Origin of the sequence: Agrobacterium pusense, from assembly GCF_900102105.1 — a bacterium.
Classification (GTDB): domain Bacteria; phylum Pseudomonadota; class Alphaproteobacteria; order Rhizobiales; family Rhizobiaceae; genus Agrobacterium; species Agrobacterium pusense.
The window spans coordinates 166,737-184,260 of the sequence record NZ_FNBB01000009.1 but is presented as its reverse complement, the minus strand read 5'-3'; the positions used below and the strand labels follow the sequence as shown (position 1 = coordinate 184,260).

Sequence of the window (17,524 nt, the reverse complement as noted above, 5' to 3'; positions counted from 1 at the left end):
CTACTTGCACGACAAGAGAACCGTCTTCGCATGCCGGAGGTATACTCACGCAGCCAGCAGATACTCTATTTAGCGTATATTAACAACTCAAGATATATCTTTGGGTTGATTTCGTAAATGCGCATAGGCTGGAGACCCAGGGTGGACGTTCCGAGGCAGACCAGGACGGACGATAGCGATAACGGTCAGTTGACGCGATGCCCGGCGCCGCAAAGCTCAACCGGCGTCCGCCCCATGCGCAGGGACGACGTGCCGGCTGTCGAGCGGGTGCTGAACAGCGCATTCAGGAAGACAGGGCCCACGACGAGCTTCGATTTTCGCTCCTATGTAGAGACGTTGTTCTTCAGCAGCCCCGTTTTTGATCCGGATTACGGCAGCGTGGTTTACGATGCGGGAGAGAATGGCGTGACAAGCGTCATTCTGGCCGTGCCCATGCGGTTTGTCGCCAATGGAAGAACCGTTACGGCACGCCTGCTCTGTGCTTTCGCGTCGGATGGAAAACTTGGCGCACTCGGGGCCGCGCGTCTGTCCCGCGGCATGCGGGCATCGAAACACGACATGCTGTTTTCGGATACAGCCTCGCCTGTCAGCGCCGACCATTGGGTTGCGACCGGCGGCAACATGCTGCCCATCGAAAGCCTGCAATGGCACAAGGCGCTGAAGCCCTTCTCAACCATCGCACTGCGCATGCCGCGCCGTTCGAAACTGGCCAAGACAACGCTTGCCCTGGCGGCGCTCGGCTTCGTGGACGGCGTCCTGCGCAAATGGAAAAAAGGCCTCCGGCCGCAGCAGGCTCCGGGCGCCAGGGTAAAAGAAGCGGATTTCGAAACCTTCCGCCGCGCAGCGCTGCCGATGATCGAGCGTTTTTCCGTCCGCCCGGAATGGTCCCATGACGAATTTCACTGGCTGATCGGCATGAGCAGGACGAATGAGAGCCTGGGCGAACTGAAAAGCCTGGCGATCGAGACGGCCGAAGGTCATGTCATGGGAGCCGCCCTGTTTTTCGGCCAGCCGGCGCGAACCGCCTATGTGCTCAATCTCGTCTGTGATGCCGGCCGCGAAAACGATGTCCTCAACACACTGTTCCACCATTTTGACGGTGAGAATTACGCCCATGTCACTGGCATGGCGCAGCCCTTTCTGATCAACGCGCTTTACCGCCAGAACCACATGAGCTTCCGCCATGACGGATATTTCTGCATGGCCACCCGGGACGATCTGCTGAGGGAAAGGGCGCTGGCCGGGGATATCTATATAGGCGGACTATGCTCGGAGAGCTGGAGCAAACTCATCACCGATTATTGAGGCCCCGCGCAGACCGGCACCAGCCGGGCCGCCGCCTCAAGCCTTGGTAAAACGCCCCACATTGGCCGATATCAGATGGCGCAGGGCCTTCGCGTAACGTTTGGAGCGTGTCTTGGCCGCCAGCGCGCTGGTCCAGTCCACCATCGATCCGTTGATATCGAAATCGCCGAGCTGACCTTCGGGTATATCGCCCTTTTCGATCCGCTCGACGATGGAAGCGAGCGCCGAATAGAATTCCGGCGAGCGATAAGGCGGGTGCAGTGAATACATGCCTTTACCCGTACCGAGAAAATCCAGCCTGTAGACGCCGCTGCGCATCATGTTGGTGCTCAACACCTCCTCAGCAGGCATCGAGACGGGCTGCTGATTATAGGCATAGGAGCGGATGCGCCGTTTGAAATCGGGCCTGAGCAGTTCCAGCGAACCGATCCGCTTGGCGAAGCGTTCCATGTCGATCATGAAAAGACGTGTGGAAACGGTGGCGAAGCGCCAGGTGGGAATACGCGACGGCAACTTGCGCGGCTCAGGAATGTTCTTCACGCCGGGCATGCCGACATGGCGGGAAATATCGAGATCGCCCCGCACTGTCGGCGGCCCGGAAAACGGCGTGATGCACAGCGCATCCGGATTGGCTTTCTGCAGCGCGATCGCCTCGGAAAACCAGCTCTGGCTGCCGCCGCCAAACATCATGTCGCTGTCCATGTGCAGCACGTAACGGGCGTTGGCCCGTTTAAGACCGTGGAAATAGACGTGGAAAGGACCGCCGTCGAAAGCCTTGGCGGGATAGGGAACCGCCGACCGGGAAAAGAAGGTCTCGGACACCGCCTTGCGCGCCTCATCACTGTAATCGACGATATCGACGACGAGATGCGGATAGTTGATCTGCATTTCCTCCAGCATGTCGAAAAGTCGTTTGCGCGACGCTTCGAAGCCTTTGCCCTTGTAGCGACCCGCCCCCACCTGGCCGGTATCGACCGTCAGTAGAATGCGGTCCACCTGTCCGCCCCAGACCCGTAGCTGATGCGGCAACGTCAATGCGGCATGCGGAGCGTCGAAGGGATGCAGATTGACCTGCAGCGCTTTCTGGACGGGAGGAAGCGGCATTTCAGCATTCATAGTCACGCACCACGGTTCCGGAATTCATTGATGATGGCCATCATGGGTTTTTCGTTGAAGCTCCAGTCGAGCGGCAACGGTCGGTTCGCCGTGCCGTCACGACGCGGATAGGCCCAGCGGATCCAGGTATACTGGTCCGAAATACCCCATGTGGTGATCGAGGAAAGCGGGCCGCCGGCCGAGGCCGCCTCAAGAAAATCCCGGACCTGACCGTTGATCAGTAAATCGCGTTCCGCTTCCGGACCGGGCAGCGTCTGGTCCATCACATCAAGCTCCGTCACCAGAACGGCAAGGCCGTAACCGCGCATTTCCGTCACGAAGGCGGCAAGCTCGTCCTTGGCGATCGGCCAGCCGCCGCGCAGGTGCCCCTGCAGACCGATGGCGTTGATAGGCGCCCCTTTTTCCAGAAGCTCGAGAATGAGATTGCGGAACGCCTCGCGCTTGGCCGGCGATTTTTCGACCGCGAATTCCACGTCATATTCATTGAGAACGAGCTGCGCTTTCGGATCGACCTGATGGGCGATATCGAAGGCCTTCTTGATGGCGTCCGGCCCGGCGCCGTAATACCAGGCGTCACGCCGGGCGCGCACATTGCCGGGAACATCCGGGATCGGTTCGTTCACCACGTCCCAGCTATGGACCACATCCCCGTAACGCTCCATCACCTTGACGATATGGGTTTCCATCAGCTTCTCGACCTTGCCGCTGCCACCGATGCCGGCAATCCAGGGGGCATTTGAGGCGTACCAGATCAGCGGATGGCCATGCATGGAAAGCTTGTGCTGGCGCGCGAAGTTGGCGAGTGCATCGGCGGGCGCAAAATCGAACACCGCTTCCGATGGCCGCATGACCTCCCATTTCATTTCAGTCACGGGGGTGATGCGCGAGCAATATTTCACGATCGCCTCGCCGATGCGGCTATCGGCGGTGAGGTCAGGCAGATAAATGGCCGCGCCGTAAGGGGCGGTTTTGGTCGAGGTTTTTTTCTGCGCGGCAGAGGCCGTGCCGGTCACGGCGTGCAAAAGGCCTGCGCTTGCCGCACCGCCCAGAAAATTCCGCCGCCCGATCCGCATTCATCCGCCTCCACAACCCCGGCGCATCGAGGGAAAACCGGGATCGATTTTCGCCAGCAACGATGCGCAGCCCAAAATGTCGGAGCGTTCCCGCACATCCGGATGGACCCGGCACGCTCCATTCTCAAAACATAACATTCTGATCATGCCAAAAGGATATTAAAGATTTGCAAGGTTAACCGCCGCTATACCACGTCATAATTGGCCAGCGCCGCTTAATCCGGTAGTAACTTCGCCGTGCGAATTCTTGGCCCATGCCTCACGGAGTTTAAAGCTTGATATCCGTTTCGATTGTCATCCCCGTTCGCAATGGCGAGCGTTACATCGTGGAAGCGATCGAAAGCGCATTGCTTCAGGGCAAAACCGTCTGCGAGGTGCTGGTGGTTGATGACGGTTCCACTGATAGCACGGCGCAAAAGGTGCAGGGTTTTTCCGATCCGCGCGTTAAACTGCTTGCCCGGCCGCAGGGACGACAGGGCGTTTCCGCGGTTCGCAATTTCGGTCTTTCGCAGGCACGTGGCGAGTGGACGATGTTTCTCGATGCCGATGACCGCCTGAAGCCTGGCGCCGTCGCGGCGCTTTGCGCCGGCGTCACCGGCCCGGATGTCGTTGCCGTTTATGGCGATTACGAGCGTATCGATGAAAACGGTGCAAAGATCGGCCGTCGCAACCTCATCCGTCGCCGCGAAAAGCCTGACGGGTTCATCCTTCGGCCGCTGCTCCGCGGAAACTTCATCGTCAATGGCGGCATCATGCTGGTCAAAACCCGAATCTTCCAGGATTTCGGCGGTTTCGACGAGACCCTGCGGTATGCGGAAGACTGGTACGGCTGGTGCAGGCTGGCCGCCGCGGGCCGCTTTGTTTATCTTCCCGGCCGCCACGTCCTCGATTATCGGGTTCACCGGACGAGCGTTATGATGAATCGGCTCTTGACCTTCCGCGATTGCGAACCGGCAATCGAAGCCGTGTTTTCCGATCCCGCCATCGTCGCAGCCATTCCCCCGCAGGAGCTCGGGCGGCTTCGCCGCAAATCCGAAAACCATATGAACGCCTATACCGTTGCCCAGGCGTTTCGTGCCCGCCGTTACCGGGAAGCCTTTTCGGCACTGGCCGACACCGTCATCCATCGCCCGCGCCAGAGCCTCCGGGCCGTCGTTTTTTCCGCCGCAGCACTTGCCGGAATTTAGGAGTTTCCATGTCCGAGATCATGCCGGAAGCGGTGGTGTGCATCCCCAGTTTCCGCCGGCCGGAAGGCCTGAAGAAGACACTTGCATCGCTTGCGGCCCAGAAGGCCGATTTTCCCTTCGCGGTCGTCGTGGTCGATAATGATGGTGCAGGCCAGCAGGGTCTCGCTGTTGCGCGCGCCTTTTTTGCCGAAAACGACATGGCCGGGCTGGCCCTGGTAGAACCGACACAGGGCAATTGTTACGCCATCAATACGGCGTTCCGCACCGCCCGGCAGAGCTATCCTTCGGCGCAATGGTTTCTGATGATCGATGACGACGAGGCCGCCTCCCCCGTCTGGCTTGGGCAAATGGTCTCGGCGGCGAAATCCTTCGACGCCGATATCGTCGGCGGACCCGTCAACCGCGAATTCGACGCCCCGGCTTCCAGGGCGGTTCTTTCGCATCCGCTGTTCGGTTCCATAGAAGCACCGACCGGCCCGGTCGACCAGATCCACGGCTCGGGCAATTGCCTGATTTCACGGCGAGTGTTCGAAACCTTGCCGAAGCCGGAATTCGACGTGCGGTTCAACTTCCTCGGCGGCGGCGACATGGATTTCTTCACACGCTGCCGCAAGGCCGGTTTCAAATTCGCCTGGAATGCGAACGCCCTCATCATCGAATACGTGCCGGAAAGCCGCATGGCGCCGCGCTGGATCATGGAGCGCTCGCTCCGGACCGGCATCATCAATTACAGCATCGATCGCGCCCGCCGCCCCGGCCTGAAGGGCGGACTGCTGCTCGCCGCCAAAAATGCCGTCAGCCTGTGCCTGTCGCTCTTCCGCGCCGTTTCCGCATTGCTGAAAACCGGTTCGCTGCTGCCCGCCACCCATCCGCCCCTCATGTCCGTGGGCCGGGTGATGGCGAGCCTCGGCATCACGCTCACCCCCTATAAGGCGCCGGCGAAGAAGAGCTGACGCCCGATCTTACCGTCACGTTTAACCCAGTGTCTTTTGCCTGCCGAACGACATCGGGTTCGCGGGCCGTTTCTGCAAACCGAAAGACGAAAAGGCCGTCGCAAGTACGAGAAGCGGTACGAGCACCGGCCAGAAAAAACAAAGGACAATGCCGGTTACCCGATAAAAATCCCAGCTCTTGTCGCGGCGGGCGCCTTCAATATAGGTCATGGCGAGAGAGGTAACGGTGCCAATTCCATATATGAAAAGAGAAATGGACGTAATCACCATTGGTGGCCTCGAAATATCTCTGATTCGAATAAATTTGTAATATTTGTGCAGTGTAGCGCACCCGTTCGCAGTTGCAACGGGTTTCGGCGCCGCAGCGCGCTGATTCAATAAGTTAGAAAAACCTTACATTTATCGGGCAAGACGGCGCAATGATCTAGCGGTTCTGCCCCGAAGCGCCAAAGCGATACTTCAGCAGCGAATATATGGCGATCGGATTGGTCAGCAGGTAACGTTTTCCAAGACGCTTCGGCTCAAGCATCGCCCGGTAGAGCCATTCCAGCCCCATATCCTGCATCCACTGCGGCGCCCGGCTGTTCTTGCCGGCAATGAAATCGAAAAGGCCGCCGCAGGTCTTGATCACGGCGACGCCGGAAAGCCTGTCCAGATTGCGCGAAACGAAGCGCTGCTCGAGCGGAATGCCGAAGCCGACCCAAAGAATATCGGTCTTCGAGGCGACAATATCGGCAATGATTTCGTCCCCGCGACCCGGGCTGAAATAACCATTATGGCGTCCCGAAAAGACGAGGCGCGGATAAAGCCTCTGCATTTCCTCGACCGCCGCACGGTTCACCTCTTCGGAACCGCCGAGGAAATAAAACCGGCTGCCCGTCTCTTCGGCGCGCTTGGCCACCGCATGGACGAGATCCGTCGTTGCAACCCGTTCTCTCAACGCCCGGGCACAGAACTTGCGGGAGAAGATCACCAGCGACATGCCATCGGCGTGAATCTGGTCCGCCTGCCGCAGCATGGCGTCGAATTCGCGGTCGTTGTGGCAGAGCGCGATGACCTGACCGTTTGCGGATGTCGAATAAAACGGCCTTGCACCCGGCGTACGCTCCGTCGTTGCACGCAGGATGAAATCCCGCGCGGTTTCATCGATGGTTGCGTCAGTAATGGGTAGGGACGCAAGAGAAATGACCGGCCAGGAATGACCAGTCTCCTCCGTCTGCGGCATCTCTCTCCCTGTCATAATCTGTCCGGCGTCCAAGATAGGCATCGTTTCATTGTTATGGGCACGCATATGCATAAAATAGAAGGCTTCAAACACTACGAAGAACTATCATTAATATTTTTATAAATCCTCCGCTTGAGGCAGGGAAATTGCACGCCCGCTGGTTGAATGACCTTCCCCTCGCCTATTCCCGTTTGGCGTCCGATGGTTTAATGGACGGAAACATCAATGACAAAGGTCTCGGCCATGGAAACCATTTCAATCGACAACCGCGGCGATTTCGGCCTCTGGGCAATAGAACGTGCGAAGGAAATCGTTGCCAACGAGGCGTCCGATCTCGCCGTTTCCGTCCGTGATGGCGACGAGGCAGGCATTCGCGATGCCGGCAATGCGCTGGGTGCGGCCATCGCCGCCGCTCTCCTTGAAGTTTATGATGGCCTGATCTCGGAAGAATAAGTCGGCGCGGGGTCCCAGATTTAACGCGCCGCGGCTTCCGCATGATCGTCCCGGCGCAGATAACCCCACAGCCCGAGTGCGATCGCAATGGCGAGGCCGAGAAACAGGCCGCCCGCGCCGCCAGCGACGAGGAAGACCAGCTTGCCCGGCGGCCAGCTTCTGGAGTTCGGCGCAACCGGCTGCGAAATAACGCGGACATTGGTGGAATCGATCGATTGCTGTTCGGCGAGCTGGCGTGACCGGGTAAGATAGGTCTCATAGATCGCCGCTGCCGAGCGGGCGTCGCGCTCAAGATCCCTCAGCCGCACCTGCGCTTCGTTATCGGTGAAGACATTGGCACGCTCCGCCACGGCTTTCAGTCGCAGCGCATCGAGCGAGGAGCGCGCTTCGGCGACATTTGTCTTTGCTGCCTGCAGAATGCGCCGCGCCTCGTCGGCCATGCCGCGTTCCAGCATGGCCCGTTCCGCACCTGCAGTCGCCAGCCGCGGATGACGCGCGCCGTAGGTCAGCGTCATGGCTCCGATCTGCTGCTGCAGGGTGCTGTATTGCGCCCGGATCGTGTTCATGGTCTGGCTATCGAAAATCGCATCGCTTTGCGTGCGGTTCTGCGCGATTGCCGCCTCCATCTGCTTCAGCCGGGATTCTTCCTGGATGACGCGCTGCTGGGCCGCGAGAACCTGTGCATTGAGCTCACCGGAGGCCAGGTTGCTGACAAGCTGGCCATTATTCTCCTGCAGGCCGTTTTCGCGACGGAAATCGGCCACCCGCTTTTCAGCCGCAGTAACATTCTCGCGCATTTCCTCAAGCCGCTTCCTGAGATCGTCGACGACACGCTGGCTGCTGTCGGAGGTCGTCTGGAACAGCTCGGTCTCAAACGCCTTCACGATGGCCTTTGAGACCGTCACGGATTTGTCGGCATCATTGGTCCAGACGGAAAGCGTCACCACGAAGGAGCGTGGGTCGCGTTCCGCTGCGACCCGGTCGCCGAGGGAGCGGAGTGCACCGAGCCGGTTGTCGCCATCTTCCGGCCTGGATGAAAACATCGCCTTCAGCCGGGCGAGCGGCGGCGGGCTGATGAATTCCGGATCCTGATCGAGCTTCAGTTCCTCCACCACCCGCGCCAGCACGTTGCGCGACGTGATCGTGCGCAGCTTGCTTTCGACTTCGAGAATCTGCGTGTCACGCTGCTGGTTCGGCGAGAACACGCCGTCGTTGACAACGTTGAGATTGGAGGGATTGACGACGATATCCGTATAAGCCGTGTAGCGTGGCGGCGTCATATACGCATAGCTGAGCGCAGCCGCGACGCAGAGAATGATAGCCAGAACGATCCAGACGATGCCCCTGCGAAGCCAGATGAGGACGTCGTCAACGCCGATCCTGTCGATATGGCTGAGGCCCGGCAATGCTGCGGCCAGACTTCCGCTGGGCGACGACGCCTTCACCGGTCTCGCGGCCGGAGCGGGCTCGACGGCAGCCGCGGCCGGTTTCGGCTCGAGATGCTCTTTCAGCACCGTGCGCTCGAAAACCTCGTCGTCATCCACCAGATCATCCAGCAGGGAACCATGAGTTTTCGCGGCCGGCGCCGTTTTTTCATCGAGCGGACGTACCTGCTTATGTCCCGCCTTTTGAAGCCTGTACATCAGCCAATCCAACTCGAACGAACCAAAAAAAGCCGGCAACCGATGATCCTCATCGTCGCCATAGCCGCTATCGACGGGCAAGTTTAAATATGACGGGTGAATTTTAGGTTACCCGCATCATTGCCGTCATCATCGCCTATTCGCGGCCTACAGGGAAGGGGAGGATTGACGTGAATGGATCGATACGGTTCTTTCAAGCGTTACATTTTTGAACTATCCATTTGGCCCTCAAGGATTTTACGGAAGCGGAGTTGAGAATGAGCCTGAAATTTGGAACGAGCGGCCTTCGTGGCCTCTCCGTCGATCTGAAAGGAAAAGCGTCGGCCGTTTATGCCACGGCATTTGCGAAGCACCTTCTCACATCGGGCCAGGCAAAGGCGGGCGACCCCATTCTCGTTGGCCGCGATTTCCGCGATTCGAGCCCCGATGTGTCCGCCACCTGCATCGCGGCATTGAAAAAGGCAGGCCTCACGCCGTTCGATTGCGGCACGGTGCCTACCCCGGCTCTGGCGCTTTATGCTCTGTCGCTGAAGGCGGGCGCGCTGATGATCACGGGCTCCCACATCCCGGCCGACCGCAACGGCATCAAGTTCTACCGCCCGGATGGCGAAATCGACAAGCAGGACGAGACGGCCATCGCAGCCCTCGCCGCCGAAATCGAAGCGGAAGGCATCAGCGACGAAACGGCGACTGCCGAAGACCATTCCGCCATCGCAGCAGAACTATTCTACGAGCGCAACATCGCGCTGCTGCCGGAAAAGGCTCTCTCCGGCCTCAAGATCGGTGTTTATCAGCATAGCACGGTGGCGCGCGATCTCTTTGTCGACGTTCTCGCCCATTACGGCGCCGATGTCGTTCCGCTCGGCCGCTCCGAAACCTTCATCCCCGTGGACACCGAGGCAGTCTCGCCGGAAACGCTGTCTCTTCTCAGGAAATGGTCGCCAGAGCACGGTCTCGATGCCATTGTTTCCGCCGACGGCGACGGCGACCGTCCGCTGCTGACCGATGAAAACGGCGTGCCGTTGCGCGGCGACCTCATCGGCCTCATCACCGCCAATTTCCTCGATGCCGGCGTGGTCGTCACCCCCGTCACCTCCAATTCCGGCATCGAGGCGAGCGGCTCCTTCGAAGTCATCCGCACCAAAGTCGGCTCGCCTTTCGTCATCGCCGGCATGGCAGAGGCGCTCGCCGCCGGCAAGAATGGCGTCATGGGCTTTGAAGCCAATGGCGGCCTGCTGACGGCATCGGCCTTCACGCTCAACGGCAGGCCGCTTTCACCGCTGCCGACGCGTGACAGCTTCCTCCCGATCCTCGCCGTACTGCTTCTCTCCGCAGAACAGAAAAAACCGCTGTCGCAGATCGCCGCCGCCTATAATCTGCCGGTGGCCGCGGCCGACCGCCTGGAAAATTTCGCCCAGGAAAAAAGCGCCGCCCTGATGACCCATCTGCGCGCCTCACGGACCAATCTCGAGGCCTTCCTCGCCCCGGTGGGCACCGTCAAAGCGCTGAGCGACATTGACGGCCTGCGCGTGGCACTGACCGATGGCAGCACCATCCACTTCCGCCCTTCCGGCAATGCTCCGGAAATGCGCTGCTACGTCGAGGCAGCCAACCAGGACGAGGCCGAAACGCTGCTGAACAAGGGGCTCGATCTCATCCGTAATTTCGGGTGATGTTCGCAGGATGCCGGGCTTGCCCGGCATCTTTCCTGTTTGACCTGTCCCAAATGTCGCACCCCGCCCGTGCCCTGTTGCTCTTCCGGCTCCACGGAGCGATAAGGACCGGAGGGCCACAAGAGGCGGATTATGAGCGGCGAGACCATTACCCTTTATGAAGCGATCGGTGGCGATGCGACCGTCAGGGCGCTCACCCGGCGCTTCTATCAACTGATGGATACCCTGCCGGAAGCAGCCCGCTGCCGCGCCATCCACCCGGCCGATCTTTCCGGCAGCGAAGCGAAGTTCTACGATTACCTGACCGGATATCTTGGCGGACCGCCGGTCTACGTCGAGAAGCACGGCCACCCGATGCTGCGCCGCCGCCATTTCGTCGCCCCAATCGGCCCTGCCGAGCGGGATGAATGGCTGCTCTGCTTCCGCCGCGCCATGGAGGAGACGATCGAAAATCCCAAGCTGCGCGACATCATATGGCCCCCGATCGAGAGGCTCGCCTTTCACATGCAGAACCGGGAGGCGGACAGCCAATGACCACGCAGAACGCGATCATAGCGACCGTGCCCGGGGCCAGATTACGGGCCTTCATTCTGTTGCTGGGCAGCCTGCTGGGTGCTGCCGGCGTCATGCTTGCCGCCGCGGCCACCCATACCGGCGAAACCTATATGCTCGGCAATGCCTCCGCCATGGCGCTGGCGCATGCGCCGGTTCTTATCGCGCTCAATATCGGTGCGGATCGCATCAGGACCGCCATTCCGGCGGGCTTGATCCTCGGTCTCGGCACGGCGATCTTCGCCGGCGATCTCGTTATCAGGCATTTTTCCGGCCATAGCCTGTTTCCATACGCTGCGCCGCTGGGCGGCATCGGCATGATCGCGGGTTGGCTGGTGTTGTGCGCGGGAGCGTTTCTGAAGCCGAAAGGCTGATTGTTTTAGGGCATCTGCATCGTGACCCGGAGTGCGAGCGGAGCTTCCCTCACACGTGGCGCCATCTTGCCCTCTCGGCAAGGATTTAACGCTAACCACGCGTCCAGCGAAACGGCAGAATGTTGCGGCCTTTTTCAGCCGCCACCCCTGTTTGAAAGGCCGTCGTTTCACCCGGCTGGCGGGCGCGCTGATGAGGAAAGGTCACCACATTGCCGCCGCTTCCGGCAGCGCGGCTGCGTCTTTCGCGTTCGCCGATGATGTCATAAAATTCCGTCGTGGCCGGATCGCTCGCCTGTTCGGCCATCTTGTGCAGTTCCACACCACACGGCCTGTCCGCCGTGCGGTGCTCGTCGGGAAAATTATTGCGCTCGTCGCTCATCGCTGGGGCTCCGTTCATTCATCGTCTGCAGCGCCCGCTCCAGACTGGATTTGCTGCCATTGCGCAGCGGAATGAACGTCTTGCCGAACTTCTTGCAACCCGACTTCACCCGCAGACACGCATCGTGGCTGATACAGTCGATCGGGCAGAAAACGCAGTCGACGGAAGGAAGCACGGTATCGATGCGCGACACCGCCTCACGCAGGCCGCCGTCGTGGTGGATCAGTTCGGCGCCGAAATTGCTGGCGATCTGGCGAAGATGGGCAACCTGACAGTCACGGCCGCCGACATAAAGAAAGCTTTTCGGACCGGAAAGCTGCTGTTCGGCCACGTCCCGCTCGGTCTGGGGAGCGCCTTTGCCCTGCTTGCCGCCACGTTCGGCCTTCTTCTTTTCCTTGCGTGCCATTCCCTCACCTGCCGGTTGGTTTTTGATACCCCGATATCGGGCCCCGACGTTCGGGATGCCGGCACCATAATAAAGATGAGTTTTGGAGTAAAGTATAAAGGTGATAAATTTCCTCATGTTTTTATGCGGAGGGCTTATCACATAATCGCGAGAAGCACGCCGATCAGCCGTTTATCCGCAACCCGCCCATGAAAAGCTGTTCCAGATGGCGGGCCGCGTCTTCGAAACGTCCCTCGCCGCCATTCTTGTCGCCCAGAACCGCCCGCACCTGTACATCGAAATCGGCATAGTGCTGCGTGGTCGACCAGATCGAGAAAATAAGGTGGTAAGGGTCACATTTGGCCATCCGCCCGGCCTTCACCCACGCGCGGATCACCTCGGCCTTCTCATCCACCAGCTGTTTCAACGGGCCCTTCAGTTCATCCTCGATATGCGGCGCGCCCTGCAGTATTTCGTTCGCAAACAGCCGGCTTTCGCGCGGGAAATCGCGCGACATTTCCAGCTTGCGACGAATATAGGAGCGGATCTCGCTTTCAGGATTACCCTCGGCATCGAAAGCGCGCAGCGGGTCGAGCCACGTGTCCAGCACCCGCTCGATCAGCGCACGATGCATCGCCTCCTTGGTGCGGAAGTAATAAAGCACATTCGGCTTGGACATGCCGGCCGCTTCCGCAATCTGGTCGATGGTGGAGCCGCGGAAACCATTCGTGGAAAAAACACTGAGCGCGGCTTCAAGAATCGCTTCCTGCTTTTCCTCCTGAATGCGGGTCCGCTTCTGTGTTTTCGCTGCGCGCGGTATGGCCATTCTCAGCTCTCTGTTTCTTTTCAATGCAATTGCCGCTACAGTATGCTTAAAAAATAATCGACGTTCATAGCTTAGGCAAAATTACTGCGTTTCGTCACAAATTCCCTTGCTGACGCCATCGCGAATTTGCAATGTTTACCAGCCGGTCAATTTATCCATCATCGCCGCCACAAGGCAATGGCTGTTATCTTAACCGGCAAAAAAGGGAACGGCACAAGCTTTGCTTTGATAAAAACAAAACGGGTGAGGACGACACTTCATGACGGCGGGTAAGAACTTGACGGTTAATGGCGACCGTCTGTGGGATAGTCTGATGGATATGGCGAAGATTGGCCCCGGCATTGCCGGCGGCAATAATCGCCGCACGTTGACGGATGAGGATGCGGAGGGCCGCAGCCTTTTTCAGCGCTGGTGCGAAGCGGCAGGCCTGACGATGGGCGTAGACCGCATGGGCACCATGTTCGCCACCCGCGCCGGCGAGGACCCGGACGCGCTCCCCGTTTATATCGGCAGCCATCTCGATACCCAGCCGACCGGCGGCAAATATGACGGCGTGCTTGGCGTGCTGGCTGGTCTGGAAGTCGTGCGCAGCCTGAACGACCTCAATATCCGCACGAAACACCCCATTGTCGTCACCAACTGGTCGAACGAGGAAGGCGCCCGCTTTGCGCCTGCCATGCTGGCGTCGGGGGTCTTCGCCGGCATTCACGATCTCGATTACGCCTATAGCCGCACGGATACCGACGGCAAAACCTATGGCGAGGAGCTGAAACGCATCGGCTGGCTGGGTGAGGAAGAGGTCGGCGCGCGCAAGATGCATGCCTATTTCGAATATCACATCGAACAGGGCCCGATCCTGGAGGCCGAAAACAAGCAGATCGGCGTCGTCACCCATTGCCAGGGCCTGTGGTGGCTGGAAGTGACGCTGACCGGCAGGGAAGCCCATACCGGCTCCACCCCGATGGCGATGCGCGTTAATGCCGGCCTTGCCGCGGCGCGAATCCTCGAAAAGGTGCAGGAAGTGGCGATGGCTCACCAGCCGGGAGCCGTCGCCGGCGTCGGCCAGATGATCTTCACGCCCAATTCCCGCAATGTGCTGCCCGGCAAGGTGGTCTTCACCATCGACCTCAGAACCCCCTCGCAGGCAAAGCTCGACAGCATGCGCGCCATCTTCGAACGCGAGGTGCCCGCCATCGCCGAAGAACTCGGCGTCGGCTGCTCGATCGAAGCCATCGGCCATTTCGACCCCGTCACCTTCGATCCTATCCTCGTCGGGCGCGTACGCTCCGCCGCCGAACGACTGGGCTACAGCCACATGGACATCATCTCCGGCGCCGGCCACGATGCCTGCTGGACGGCCAGAGTTGCCCCCTCCACCATGATCTTCTGCCCCTGCGTGGACGGGCTTTCCCACAATGAGGCCGAAGAAATTTCACCCGAATGGGCAAAGGCCGGCTGCGACGTGTTGCTGCATGCCGTGCTGGAGACTGCGGAGATCGTAGAATGACCGCTACCATCATCAAGAACGGCACCATCGTCACCGCCGACCTCACCTACAAGGCAGATGTGAAGATCGAGGATGGCAAAATCACCGAGATCGGCCCTGATCTCACCGGCGGCACCGTGCTGGATGCCACCGGATGTTACGTGATGCCCGGCGGCATCGATCCGCATGTGCATCTGGAAATGCCCTTCATGGGCACCTATTCCGCCGATGATTTCGAGAGCGGCACGCGGGCGGCGCTTTCCGGCGGCACGACCATGGTGGTGGATTTCTGCCTGCCGGAGCCGGGGCAGTCGCTTCTCGATGCCCTGCAACGCTGGGACAACAAGGCGACGCGCGCCAATTGCGATTACTCCTTCCACATGGCCGTCACCTGGTGGGGCGAACAGGTCTTCGATGAGATGAAGACGGTGGTTCAGGAAAAGGGCATCAACTCCTTCAAGCACTTCATGGCCTATAAAGGCGCGCTGATGGTGAATGACGACGAGATGTTCGCCTCCTTCTCGCGCTGCGCGGAGCTCGGCGCCATTCCCTTCGTGCATGCGGAAAACGGCGATATCGTCGCGCAGATGCAGGAAAAACTGATGGCGGAAGGCAATGTCGGGCCGGAGGCGCACGCCTATTCCCGCCCGCCCTCCGTGGAAGGCGAGGCCACCAACCGCGCCATCATCATCGCCGATATGGCCGGTGCGCCGCTTTACGTCGTCCACACCTCCTGCGAACAGGCCCATGAAGCCATCCGCCGCGCCCGGCAAAACGGCATGCGGGTTTATGGCGAGCCGCTGATCCAGCACCTGATCCTCGACGAAGGCGAATATGCCCATCCCGACTGGGACCATGCCGCCCGCCGGGTGATGTCACCGCCCTTCCGCAACCGTCAGCATCAGGACAGCCTCTGGGCGGGTCTCGCCTCCGGCTCGCTGCAATGTGTGGCGACCGACCATTGTGCCTTCACCACAGATCAGAAACGTTTCGGCCTCGGTGATTTCCGCAAGATACCGAACGGCACCGGCGGGCTCGAAGACCGCATGCCGCTGCTCTGGACCCACGGCGTGGCGACCGGCCGGCTGACGATGAACGAGTTCGTCGCCGTCACTTCCACCAACATCGCCAAGATCCTCAACATCTATCCGAGAAAAGGCGCGATCCTTGTCGGCAGCGACGCCGATATCGTTGTCTGGGACCCGGCGCTTACAAAGACCATCAGTGCCGCGAGCCAACAATCGGCCATCGATTACAACGTGTTCGAAGGACACAGGGTAAAAGGCCTGCCGCGCTACACGCTCTCGCGCGGGCTGGTGAGCGTCGAGGAAGGCACCATCGAGACACAGGCCGGCCACGGCCAGTTCATCGCCCGCGACCCCTATCCGGCCGTCAGCCAGGCGCTTTCCACCTGGAAGGAGCTCGTATCGCCACGCAAGGTGGAACGCACAGGCATTCCGGCATCGGGCGTGTGATCATGAGCGAGCCGAAACGCGAAATCCTCATCGCCGCCGCCATCCTGCTCAACGAGAAGCGGCAGATGCTCGTGGTGCGCAAGCGCGGCACCACGCAGTTCATGCAGCCGGGCGGCAAGATCGATCCGGGCGAAACGCCGGAACAGGCGCTTCACCGCGAGCTGGCCGAGGAAATCGGCCTGACGCTGCCCGAAAATGCCGCGCGTTATGAGGGCATCTTTCGCGAGGAAGCCGCCAACGAGCCGGGCGCCGATGTCGTCGCCCATGCCTTCACCGCCAGGCTTCGTACCGAGGTCACCCCGCAGGCGGAAATCGAGGAAGTCCGCTGGCTCGATCTAGACCGCACCCCCGGCGTCACCATCGCCAGACTGACGGAAACCCAGATGCTGCCGCTGGCGCGCGCCGCACTTACGGAAAGTGAAACCAAGTCGCGATGAACCAGGCCTCTTCCTATTCCGTCGTTTCCGCCAGAAAACTGGGCCTCACTTTCGAAACGGGGGACGGCCCGGTTCACGCTCTGTCCAATGTCGATCTCGACGTGAAAAAGGGCGACTTCGTCTCCTTCATCGGCCCTTCCGGCTGCGGCAAGACGACCTTTCTGCGGGTCATCGCCGATCTCGAAAAACACACGTCGGGTGAGATCACCGTCAACGGCACCACGCCGGAAAATGCCCGCAAGGACCGGTCCTACGGCTACGTCTTTCAGGCCGCCGCACTCTATCCATGGCGCAGCATCGAAAAGAATATCGCCCTGCCGCTCGAAATCATGGGTTACAGCAAGGCCGAACAGCGCGAGCGCATCGACCGCACCATGGACCTCGTCAACCTCAACGGCTTCGGCAAGAAATACCCCTGGCAGCTTTCCGGCGGCATGCAGCAGCGCGCCTCCATCGCCCGCGCGCTCGCCTTCGATGCCGACCTGCTTCTGATGGACGAACCCTTCGGCGCGCTGGACGAGATCGTACGCGATCATCTGAACGAACAGCTGCTGAAACTCTGGGATACGACCGGCAAGACCATCTGCTTCGTCACCCATTCCATTCCGGAAGCCGTTTATCTCTCGACCAAGATAGTCGTGATGTCGCCGCGGCCGGGCCGGGTGACCGATGTGATCGAATCCAGTTTGCCTCGGGAAAGGCCGCTGGAAATTCGCGAGACGCCGGAGTTTCTGGCGATTGCGCATCGGGTGCGTGAGGGGTTGAAGGCGGGGCATGGCTATGAGGGGTGAGGTCAGCGCCAGCGTTACCCCCCTCTGCCCTGCCGGGCATCTCCCCCTCAAGGGGGGAGATCGGCAAGAGGCGCGACCACCGCTTCATTCGCAAACGTTGAGACGGGCGAGACCCCACCACGAGTCGATCTCCCCCCTTGAGGGGGAGATGTCCGGCAGGACAGAGGGGGGTAAGCTCCACCCACAAGTTA

The 17,524-nt window shown here is 60.2% G+C and carries 18 protein-coding genes and 1 pseudogene; 11 read left to right on the top strand and 8 right to left on the bottom strand.

Annotated elements, in window-relative coordinates; translation table 11 throughout:
- The first annotated feature begins 234 nt into the window (after window positions 1-234).
- Entirely contained in the window at window positions 235-1,305 is a 1,071-nt protein-coding gene (locus tag BLU28_RS19400) for a GNAT family N-acetyltransferase (RefSeq protein WP_168247033.1), read from the top strand.
- Window positions 1,306-1,341: 36 nt separating this feature from the next.
- Here BLU28_RS19400 and uppG read toward each other — a convergent pair whose 3' ends face one another.
- Together uppG and uppI are read right to left on the bottom strand one after the other, a co-directional pair.
- Window positions 1,342-2,421, bottom strand: coding sequence for a polysaccharide biosynthesis glycosyltransferase UppG (gene uppG, locus BLU28_RS19395; RefSeq protein ID WP_168247058.1), 1,080 nt, complete (start codon window positions 2,419-2,421; stop codon window positions 1,342-1,344).
- Window positions 2,422-2,423: 2 nt separating this feature from the next.
- Window positions 2,424-3,494, bottom strand: coding sequence for a polysaccharide biosynthesis UDP-hexose transferase UppI (uppI, locus tag BLU28_RS19390; RefSeq protein ID WP_006699578.1), 1,071 nt, complete (start codon window positions 3,492-3,494; stop codon window positions 2,424-2,426).
- A gap of 275 nt (window positions 3,495-3,769) precedes the next feature.
- Between uppI and uppH the strand changes: the two genes are divergently transcribed.
- Together uppH and uppJ are read left to right on the top strand one after the other, a co-directional pair.
- Window positions 3,770-4,681 (top strand): polysaccharide biosynthesis endo-1,4-beta-xylanase UppH, encoded by a 912-nt coding sequence (gene uppH, locus BLU28_RS19385; RefSeq protein ID WP_077987288.1) that lies wholly within the window; start codon window positions 3,770-3,772, stop codon window positions 4,679-4,681.
- Window positions 4,682-4,689: 8 nt separating this feature from the next.
- On the top strand, window positions 4,690-5,634 hold the full coding sequence (gene uppJ, locus BLU28_RS19380) for a polysaccharide biosynthesis UDP-hexose transferase UppJ (RefSeq protein WP_077987287.1): 945 nt from the start codon (window positions 4,690-4,692) through the stop codon (window positions 5,632-5,634).
- Between the two features lie 21 nt (window positions 5,635-5,655).
- Here the strand turns inward: uppJ and BLU28_RS26890 are convergent, their stop codons facing one another.
- On the bottom strand, window positions 5,656-5,904 hold the full coding sequence (locus BLU28_RS26890; protein WP_004443233.1) for a hypothetical protein: 249 nt from the start codon (window positions 5,902-5,904) through the stop codon (window positions 5,656-5,658).
- A gap of 154 nt (window positions 5,905-6,058) precedes the next feature.
- Window positions 6,059-6,859 carry a polysaccharide biosynthesis UDP-hexose transferase UppL gene (gene uppL, locus BLU28_RS19370; protein WP_077987483.1) on the bottom strand — a complete coding sequence of 267 codons (801 nt, stop codon included), beginning with the start codon at window positions 6,857-6,859 and terminating at the stop codon, window positions 6,059-6,061.
- Window positions 6,860-7,102: 243 nt separating this feature from the next.
- On the opposite strand from uppL, the gene BLU28_RS19365 reads away from it, so the two are divergent.
- Window positions 7,103-7,312: a hypothetical protein gene (locus tag BLU28_RS19365; protein ID WP_003491679.1), complete on the top strand. Its 210-nt coding sequence runs from the start codon at window positions 7,103-7,105 to the stop codon at window positions 7,310-7,312.
- 20 nt (window positions 7,313-7,332) lie between these two features.
- Here BLU28_RS19365 and uppM read toward each other — a convergent pair whose 3' ends face one another.
- A complete protein-coding gene (uppM, locus tag BLU28_RS19360) occupies window positions 7,333-8,955 on the bottom strand; it encodes a polysaccharide biosynthesis protein UppM (protein WP_045532332.1) in 1,623 nt (540 codons plus the stop codon).
- Between the two features lie 257 nt (window positions 8,956-9,212).
- Here uppM and uppO point away from each other — a divergent pair, with 257 nt between their 5' ends.
- The 3 genes from uppO (at window position 9,213) to BLU28_RS19345 (ending at window position 11,554) form a co-directional block, all read left to right on the top strand.
- Window positions 9,213-10,628, top strand: a complete 1,416-nt coding sequence (uppO, locus tag BLU28_RS19355) for a polysaccharide biosynthesis phosphomannomutase UppO (protein WP_077987285.1) — start codon at window positions 9,213-9,215, stop codon at window positions 10,626-10,628.
- Between the two features lie 132 nt (window positions 10,629-10,760).
- A complete protein-coding gene (locus tag BLU28_RS19350; RefSeq protein ID WP_072494755.1) occupies window positions 10,761-11,162 on the top strand; it encodes a group II truncated hemoglobin in 402 nt (133 codons plus the stop codon).
- Window positions 11,159-11,554, top strand: coding sequence for a DUF423 domain-containing protein (locus tag BLU28_RS19345; protein WP_077987284.1), 396 nt, complete (start codon window positions 11,159-11,161; stop codon window positions 11,552-11,554). The genes BLU28_RS19350 and BLU28_RS19345 overlap by 4 nt, the downstream gene beginning before the upstream one ends.
- Window positions 11,555-11,645: 91 nt before the next feature.
- On the opposite strand, the gene BLU28_RS19340 is transcribed toward BLU28_RS19345, so the two are convergent.
- The 3 genes and pseudogenes from BLU28_RS19340 to rutR form a co-directional block, all read right to left on the bottom strand.
- Window positions 11,646-11,933, bottom strand: a complete 288-nt coding sequence (locus BLU28_RS19340) for a hypothetical protein (RefSeq protein ID WP_077987283.1) — start codon at window positions 11,931-11,933, stop codon at window positions 11,646-11,648.
- Window positions 11,914-12,237: pseudogene (locus tag BLU28_RS19335) on the bottom strand (DUF2325 domain-containing protein); the annotation flags it as partial. The pseudogene BLU28_RS19335 and the gene BLU28_RS19340, both read right to left, overlap by 20 nt.
- Before the next feature lie 265 nt (window positions 12,238-12,502).
- Window positions 12,503-13,144: an HTH-type transcriptional regulator RutR gene (gene rutR / locus BLU28_RS19330; protein WP_004443251.1), complete on the bottom strand. Its 642-nt coding sequence runs from the start codon at window positions 13,142-13,144 to the stop codon at window positions 12,503-12,505.
- Between the two features lie 259 nt (window positions 13,145-13,403).
- Here rutR and BLU28_RS19325 point away from each other — a divergent pair, with 259 nt between their 5' ends.
- From BLU28_RS19325 to BLU28_RS19310, 4 genes are read left to right on the top strand one after another with little or no spacing between them, the layout of a single operon-like run.
- Entirely contained in the window at window positions 13,404-14,651 is a 1,248-nt protein-coding gene (locus tag BLU28_RS19325) for a Zn-dependent hydrolase (RefSeq protein ID WP_168247032.1), read from the top strand.
- A complete protein-coding gene (hydA, locus tag BLU28_RS19320) occupies window positions 14,648-16,105 on the top strand; it encodes a dihydropyrimidinase (protein ID WP_077987282.1) in 1,458 nt (485 codons plus the stop codon). Before BLU28_RS19325 ends, hydA begins: the two co-directional genes overlap by 4 nt.
- 2 nt (window positions 16,106-16,107) lie before the next feature.
- Window positions 16,108-16,542, top strand: coding sequence for an NUDIX hydrolase (locus tag BLU28_RS19315; protein WP_022556793.1), 435 nt, complete (start codon window positions 16,108-16,110; stop codon window positions 16,540-16,542).
- Window positions 16,539-17,333 carry an ABC transporter ATP-binding protein gene (locus BLU28_RS19310; RefSeq protein ID WP_037091764.1) on the top strand — a complete coding sequence of 265 codons (795 nt, stop codon included), beginning with the start codon at window positions 16,539-16,541 and terminating at the stop codon, window positions 17,331-17,333. The genes BLU28_RS19315 and BLU28_RS19310 overlap by 4 nt, the downstream gene beginning before the upstream one ends.
- Window positions 17,334-17,524: the final 191 nt, after the last annotated feature.

Bases quoted from the DNA above. Each gene is read 5' to 3' on its own strand.
- BLU28_RS19400 (WP_168247033.1), top strand. From the start codon at position 235: ATGCGCAGGGACGACGTGCCGGCTGTCGAGCGGGTGCTGAACAGCGCA.
- uppG (WP_168247058.1), bottom strand. From the start codon at position 2,421: ATGAATGCTGAAATGCCGCTTCCTCCCGTCCAGAAAGCGCTGCAGGTC.
- uppI (WP_006699578.1), bottom strand. From the start codon at position 3,494: ATGCGGATCGGGCGGCGGAATTTTCTGGGCGGTGCGGCAAGCGCAGGC.
- uppJ (WP_077987287.1), top strand. From the start codon at position 4,690: ATGTCCGAGATCATGCCGGAAGCGGTGGTGTGCATCCCCAGTTTCCGC.
- BLU28_RS26890 (WP_004443233.1), bottom strand. From the start codon at position 5,904: ATGGTGATTACGTCCATTTCTCTTTTCATATATGGAATTGGCACCGTT.
- uppL (WP_077987483.1), bottom strand. From the start codon at position 6,859: ATGCCGCAGACGGAGGAGACTGGTCATTCCTGGCCGGTCATTTCTCTT.
- BLU28_RS19365 (WP_003491679.1), top strand. From the start codon at position 7,103: ATGGAAACCATTTCAATCGACAACCGCGGCGATTTCGGCCTCTGGGCA.
- uppM (WP_045532332.1), bottom strand. From the start codon at position 8,955: ATGTACAGGCTTCAAAAGGCGGGACATAAGCAGGTACGTCCGCTCGAT.
- uppO (WP_077987285.1), top strand. From the start codon at position 9,213: ATGAGCCTGAAATTTGGAACGAGCGGCCTTCGTGGCCTCTCCGTCGAT.
- BLU28_RS19350 (WP_072494755.1), top strand. From the start codon at position 10,761: ATGAGCGGCGAGACCATTACCCTTTATGAAGCGATCGGTGGCGATGCG.
- BLU28_RS19345 (WP_077987284.1), top strand. From the start codon at position 11,159: ATGACCACGCAGAACGCGATCATAGCGACCGTGCCCGGGGCCAGATTA.
- BLU28_RS19340 (WP_077987283.1), bottom strand. From the start codon at position 11,933: ATGAGCGACGAGCGCAATAATTTTCCCGACGAGCACCGCACGGCGGAC.
- rutR (WP_004443251.1), bottom strand. From the start codon at position 13,144: ATGGCCATACCGCGCGCAGCGAAAACACAGAAGCGGACCCGCATTCAG.
- BLU28_RS19325 (WP_168247032.1), top strand. From the start codon at position 13,404: ATGACGGCGGGTAAGAACTTGACGGTTAATGGCGACCGTCTGTGGGAT.
- hydA (WP_077987282.1), top strand. From the start codon at position 14,648: ATGACCGCTACCATCATCAAGAACGGCACCATCGTCACCGCCGACCTC.
- BLU28_RS19315 (WP_022556793.1), top strand. From the start codon at position 16,108: ATGAGCGAGCCGAAACGCGAAATCCTCATCGCCGCCGCCATCCTGCTC.
- BLU28_RS19310 (WP_037091764.1), top strand. From the start codon at position 16,539: ATGAACCAGGCCTCTTCCTATTCCGTCGTTTCCGCCAGAAAACTGGGC.